Genomic DNA, 6337 nt, shown 5'->3' with positions numbered 1-6337 from the left:
CATGACTTCGCCGATGCCTACTGGCGGGATATAGGACTTCAGCAGTTCGCGCACGTCGTTCTTGTCGGCGCCTTCCTTGACCGTGACCAGACGCTCTTTTGGCGTCATCACGTCGCGGACACGGGCATCCAGACGGTTTTCGAAACGTACGTCACGAGAAGTGACGATGCCGACCAGGTCGCCATCGTGCAGCACCGGAACGCCGGAAATGTTGTGCATGCGGGTCAGTTCGAACAGGTCACGCACCGTGGCGTCGGCCTCGATGGTGATCGGGTCCTTGACGACGCCGGCTTCGAACTTCTTGACCTTGCGGACTTCGGCAGCTTGCTGCTCGATGGTCATGTTCTTGTGGATGATGCCGATGCCACCTTCCTGAGCCATGGCGATTGCCAGACGGGCTTCGGTAACGGTGTCCATTGCGGCAGAAACCAGTGGAATATTCAGCTCGATGCCACGGGTAAGGCGGGTCTTGAGACTGACTTCGTTAGGAAGTACCTCGGAATAACCGGGCACTAGGAGAATGTCGTCGAAGGTCAGGGCTTCTTGGCTGATACGCAGCATCGCGGGGGCTCCCGGGCGGGAAAATGGAAGCGCGCCATTATACTCAGACACCTACCCGGGCTCAATGTAAAAGTCGGCCAATTATCGATGGGGTGATGGATGGGGAATCTGGCGCGACACGCTCTCTGTTTCGCAACTGACCAACGACCTCCCTCCTCCGCGTAAATGCCCTTCTACAACTCTACCTTCACCCAGCTCACCGGCTGATCCAGCCAGTCGGCGAACTCATCGAGAAAGCTCTGCTTGAACCCGGCCTCGGTCCAGTTGTTGAAGATGAAACCCAGGTTGGAAAACCCACATTCCTGCAAGAACAGAAAGCCGTTGATGTCATCTTCATGCCCGCACTCGGGGCAGGTGAAGTTATCGGTGCGCCCGGGCATCCAGTCTTCCAGACTCTCGAACAGCGCCTCCCCCACTTCCTGCCGGCATTCGGCGCAGCCCGCTTCCTCGAGAAACCCCTTGGAAGGGGTATAGATGCAGCGCTTGGTGATGATCTCCAGGCCGTTGATCGCTTCGCCGAACGGCAAGGCGTCCGGATGCAGCACCACCTCCCGCGCGCCGGGCGCAATGGCGTGGCCCATACGATTGCCGGTACGGCCACAGGTGCTCAGGGTTTCCTCGACGATGTTCTTGCGCACCAGCCAGCGCACAATCGCCCGGGCGCGGGGTTCGTGAACCGGCATAGTGGAAATTTTCGGAACGATGATGCTTTGCGAGTTCATGGGTGGGGCCTGAAGCGTCTGAAGGGAAGTCTGCGTCGCTTGCCCGGACTGTATCGCCGGCAAACCGCCGCCTACAGATTCAGTGTAGAAGTCGGCGCGCCGGGCAGGTCCGAGGGCCCGCAGCTTAATCCCTGAACCCCACAGGTCAAGTGCTCAGATACCGCGAGATCAGGGCAATGCCACTGGCCAGCACCAGCCAGGTCACCAGCCGGACAAACGCCTCGCGGGACAGCTTCATGGTCAGGCGCCGACCTATCCACAGACCCAGTGCCATCGCCGGTACCAGACACAGCGCCAGCGCCAATAAAGGCAGTTGCGCATAAACACCGGCGATGGCGAACAGGCTCAGACGCACCACGGTGCTGCAACTGATCAACGCGCTCTGGGTGGCCCGCGCCGCCTCCTTGGGCAGGCGGCTGTTCAGGTAGATGGCATATAAGAAGCCGCCGCTGCCGAACAGCGCGCCGAACATCCCGCCCACCGTCCCCATCGGAATCGCCCAGCCCGCCGCCAGCGCTTTGGGCCGCGCCTTGACCCACAGGCTGTACACCGCATAAGCGCTGATAAACAGCCCCATCAATAGCAGCAGCACATCGGACTTGAGGTTGAGCAGGAAAATCACCCCCAGAGTGCAGCCCAGCGCCATGCACGGCAGCAGGCGCACCAGCTCGGCACGCTCGACGTCCCGGCGCGACGGCAGGAGATTGCCGAAGGCCGCGACGAAATCCAGCAGCACCAGCAGCGGCACGATCTTCGACAACGGCATGAACAGGATCAGGACCGGACCGGCCACCAGCGCCGTGCCGAACCCGGCAATGCCGAACACGATATAGGCCAGGGCGATCCCCAGGCCGATCGCCAACCAGCCACTCACGCCCCACGACCACTGTCCCAGCAACTCAACCATGCTCATCGACTCGTCATCCTCATTGATCCGGAAATGACTTTAGCCAGCGGCAAGCCTTGCGACTAATATCATCCAAGCCCTCAACCCATCTCAAAAAGGCATGACTTGTGATTTCCACCCGACAACTGCGCTATTTCGTGGAAATTGTCGACAGCGGCAGTTTCAGCGCCGCAGCCGAACGGTTGTTCATCGCCCAGTCCGCCCTCAGCCGGCAGATCAAGGAACTGGAAAACCACCTGCAAACCCCGTTGTTCGAGCGTACCGCGCGCCTGCCCCGGCTGACGGCGGCAGGCGAGGCCTTCTACCCGCGAGCGCGCAACCTGCTGGACGAGCTGAACAAGGCCAGCGAACTGGCGACCCAGGTCGGCCAGGGGCAATGGGGGACGCTGCGCCTGAGCCACTCCAGCACGGTGTCCATGAGCGGCCGGGTGCTGCAGGCCATCAGCTGCTATCTGGAAGAGTGCCCGGGTGCCTCGATGGATATCGCGACCCTGTCCTCCGAAGCGCAGTTGGAGGAAGTCGCCGAAGGCCGGCTGGATATCGGCCTGCTGCGACTGCCGGTGCTGCGCCAACGTGAGGGGGTGCAGATCACCCCGCTGTTCAGCGAACGCCTGCTGCTGGCCGTGCCGCCCGATCATGCCCTGGCATCGAATCCGCCCGCCCGGGGCATCGACCTGGCCCAGCTGCGCGACGAAGCCTTTATCTCCATCCCCCATCCACAGCGCGGCGGCCTGAGTTACCTGTCGGCCGAGCTGTGCATGCGCCAGGGCTTTTTCCCCAAGGCGGCGCGGGTGCTGTCGCGCAAGACCACGCAGTTGCAATTGATCCAGGCCGGATTCGGCATCGCCCTGCTGCCCGAGTCGATGCGCAACATCGCGCCCGCCAGCCTGCACTTCCTGCCCCTGGCGGACCCGGCGTGCCAAAGCACGGTCGCCCTGGCCTGCCGACAGCAGCCGACACCTTTGGTCAAACAGTTCATCGAACACTTCCACGGCGCCCTTGCGTCCTAGCCACCGAGAGCATCGTCTCCTTTTGTTGCGATCCATGGAGATTGTTCGCCGAATGCCTTTAAACTGCGCGCCATGATTAAAGATCCCTTTGCAAGACTCGGCCTGGACCGCGAAGTCCTGACCGTCAGCCAGCTCAACGGCCGCGCGCGGGTGTTGCTGGAAGACGTGTTCAGCAACATCTGGGTCGAAGGCGAAATTTCCAACCTCGCCCGCCCGGCGTCCGGCCATGTGTATTTCACCCTCAAGGACAGCGGCGCCCAGGTGCGCTGTGCGCTGTTTCGGCAGAATGCCGCGCGGGTGCGCCAGGCGCTGAAAGACGGCCTGGCGGTCAAGGTACGCGGCAAGGTCTCACTGTTCGAGGGCCGCGGCGACTACCAACTGATCCTCGACACGGTCGAACCGGCCGGCGACGGCGCCCTGCGCCTGGCCTTCGATGCCCTGAAGGAAAAGCTCAGCGCCGAAGGCCTGTTCAGCGCCGAACGCAAGGTGCCTCTGCCCGCCCACCCTCAGCGCATCGGTATTATCAGCTCGCCGACAGGCGCGGTGATTCGCGACATCATCAGCGTGTTCCGGCGCCGGGCGCCGCAGGTCGCGTTGACCCTGATCCCCACCGCCGTGCAAGGCCGCGAAGCGACCGCGCAGATCGTCCGCGCCCTGAAAATGGCCGATGCCCGGGGTTTCGACGCGCTGATCCTGGCCCGCGGCGGTGGCTCCCTGGAAGACCTCTGGTGCTTCAACGAAGAAGCCGTGGCCCGGGCAATTGATGCCTGTGTGACACCGATCGTCAGCGCCGTGGGTCATGAAACCGACGTCTCGATCAGCGACTTCGTCGCCGATGTGCGCGCACCGACGCCCTCGGCAGCGGCCGAACTGCTGGCCCCCGACTCCAGCGACCTGCAGCGCCGGCTCGAAAGCCTGCAGCGGCGCCTGGTGATCCGCATGCGCGACCGGCTGATGCGCGACCGCCTGCGCCTGGAAGGCATGGCCCGGCGCCTGCGCCATCCCGGTGAACGCCTGCGCCAGCAAGCGCAGCGCCTGGATGACCTGGACATGCGCCTGCGCCGGGCCTTCGAGCGCAGCCTCAACACCCGTCGCGAACGCCTGCTCCGCCTGGAAACCCGGCTCGCCGGCCAGCACCCCGGGCGTCAGTTGGCGCTGCTCCGGCAACGCCTGGAGAGCCTGGCCGAACGCCTGCCACGGGCCATGCGCGAAGGCCTGAAATCCCGGCGCCTGCAACTGCAGAGCCAGATCCAGACCCTGCACGTGGTCAGCCCGCTGGCCACCCTGGGCCGGGGCTACAGCATCCTGCTGGACGAGCGCGGCCAGGCCATTCGCAGCGCCGGGCAGACCCATCCGGGCCAGCGCCTCAAGGCCCGGCTCGGCGAAGGCGAATTGCAGGTCCGGGTCGAAGACAATCACCTGACGCCAGTCACCCTTTCTCTACTGGATTGATCCATGCCGCGTTTTCTCGCCTCCCTGCTGTTGCTCTGCCTGACGTTCAACGCCCACGCCGACAGCTACATCACCCGCCTGCTGAACAAACCGGTCCCCGGTGGTGTGGCAGTGGTCAACCTGGGCGCCGCCGCCCAGGCGCCTAAAGCCAGTTATCAGGGAAAACCGCTGCTGGTGGTCAAGGAGCAGAACAACTGGCTGGCGATTGTCGGCATTCCCCTGACCGTCAAGCCCGGCGTCCAGCAGATCAGCACGGGCGGTCGTAACCTGAACTTCAGTGTGGGCAGCAAGAAATACCCAGAGCAACACATCACCCTGAAGAACAAACGCCAGGTCAATCCCGAGCCGGCCGACCTCAAGCGCATCGATGCCGAGCTGGCCGAGCAGGTCCGCGCCTACCGCAGCTTCAGCCCCAATACCCCGAGCAACCTGCTGCTGGACAAACCGGTGAGCGGTCCGCTGTCGAGCAAATTCGGCGTACGCCGTTTCTTCAACGGAGAGGAACGCAACCCTCACGCCGGGCTGGACTTCGCGGTGCCCGCAGGGACGCCGATCAAGACACCCGCGGCCGGCAAGGTGATCCTGGTCGGCAACTACTTTTTCAACGGCAACACCGTCTTCGTCGATCACGGCCAAGGCTTTTTCAGCATGTTCTGCCATATGTCGAAAATCGACGTGAAGCCGGGCCAGCAACTGGCCCGCGGCGCAGTGGTGGGGAAAGTCGGGGCGACCGGACGCGCCACCGGACCACACATGCACTGGAACGTCAGCCTGAACGATGCCCGCGTCGATCCGGCGATCTTTATCGGCGCCTTCCAGCCCTGAGCCCCCGAAAACGGCAGGGGCCTGCTTGCTCCTGCCGGGATTGCGCAGGTTAAAAAGTCTGCGCAATAAGAGCGAAACTTCCCTACCTGCGACAGAATAAAATCTCGCCATCGCTCAGATTTAAGAGATTTATCTCAATTTTTTTCGACTGCTTGCCATCTTTCACCCCAGTGGTTAGGGTTGAGGGCATGAAAACCTCTCACACCCTCATTCAGCGTCGTCAACACCGAAGCCTCTGCCTCGTCAGCGCACGACTGCCAGGGTGAGTCGCGGTACCTCGTCCCCTGCTTCAACTATCGGCAACACACCCATTGATTCATCGGCAGGCCGCCTCTTTTCGGCCCGGACAATAAGGATCTCCCCATGAGCATGCTCAAAGACCCATCCTCGAAGTACCGCGCGTTCCCGACCATCAACTTGCCGGACCGCACCTGGCCTTCGAAAACCATCACCAGCGCGCCGATCTGGTGCAGCTCCGACCTGCGCGACGGTAACCAGTCGCTGATCGAGCCGATGGATGCGGTCAAGAAGCTGCGTTTCTGGAAGACCCTGGTCGCCGTCGGCGTGAAGGAAATCGAAGCCTCCTTCCCGGCCGCCTCGCAGACCGACTTCGACTTCGTGCGCACCCTGATCGAAGGCGGCCACATCCCGGACGACACCACCATCCAGGTGCTGACCCAGGCCCGTGAAGACCTGATCGCCCGTACCTTCGAATCGTTGCGCGGGGCGAAGAAAGCCATCGTCCACCTGTACAACGAAACCAGCACCGGCAGCAAGACCGCGACTTCGCCCTGGGCCGCGTCATCCAGCCATTGCCGCAGCGCCGGGTTGAGGTCCAGCGGCCGCGCCTCGGCGTCCAG

6 protein-coding genes and 1 pseudogene are annotated in these 6337 nt (G+C 63.0%); 4 read left to right on the top strand and 3 right to left on the bottom strand.

The window, feature by feature from the left end; translation table 11 throughout:
- The 3 genes from ACQKQA_RS29480 to ACQKQA_RS29470 form a co-directional block, all read right to left on the bottom strand.
- The coding region (locus ACQKQA_RS29480) for an IMP dehydrogenase (RefSeq protein WP_427564696.1) at positions 1–561 on the bottom strand (561 nt) is incomplete at its 3' end.
- Between the two features lie 173 nt (positions 562–734).
- Positions 735–1283, bottom strand: a complete 549-nt coding sequence (locus tag ACQKQA_RS29475) for a sugar ABC transporter ATPase (protein WP_427564695.1) — start codon at positions 1281–1283, stop codon at positions 735–737.
- A gap of 145 nt (positions 1284–1428) precedes the next feature.
- Complete coding sequence (locus ACQKQA_RS29470) at positions 1429–2196, bottom strand: sulfite exporter TauE/SafE family protein (protein WP_427564694.1); 768 nt, start codon at positions 2194–2196, stop codon at positions 1429–1431.
- Between the two features lie 101 nt (positions 2197–2297).
- Here ACQKQA_RS29470 and ACQKQA_RS29465 point away from each other — a divergent pair, with 101 nt between their 5' ends.
- From ACQKQA_RS29465 to ACQKQA_RS29450, 4 genes and pseudogenes are all read left to right on the top strand, one after another.
- Entirely contained in the window at positions 2298–3200 is a 903-nt protein-coding gene (locus tag ACQKQA_RS29465) for a LysR family transcriptional regulator (RefSeq protein WP_427564693.1), read from the top strand.
- Between the two features lie 72 nt (positions 3201–3272).
- The gene (gene xseA / locus ACQKQA_RS29460; protein WP_427564692.1) at positions 3273–4652 is read left to right on the top strand and encodes an exodeoxyribonuclease VII large subunit; all 1380 of its coding nucleotides are present in this window, start codon (positions 3273–3275) and stop codon (positions 4650–4652) included.
- Positions 4653–4655: 3 nt separating this feature from the next.
- A complete protein-coding gene (locus ACQKQA_RS29455; protein WP_427564691.1) occupies positions 4656–5477 on the top strand; it encodes a peptidoglycan DD-metalloendopeptidase family protein in 822 nt (273 codons plus the stop codon).
- A gap of 363 nt (positions 5478–5840) precedes the next feature.
- A pseudogene (locus ACQKQA_RS29450) lies at positions 5841–6337 on the top strand (hypothetical protein); the annotation flags it as partial.

Origin of the sequence: Pseudomonas sp. NPDC089530 (assembly GCF_050280705.1) — a bacterium.
Classification (GTDB): domain Bacteria; phylum Pseudomonadota; class Gammaproteobacteria; order Pseudomonadales; family Pseudomonadaceae; genus Aquipseudomonas.
This window is presented reverse-complemented; position numbering and strand designations above follow the sequence as displayed.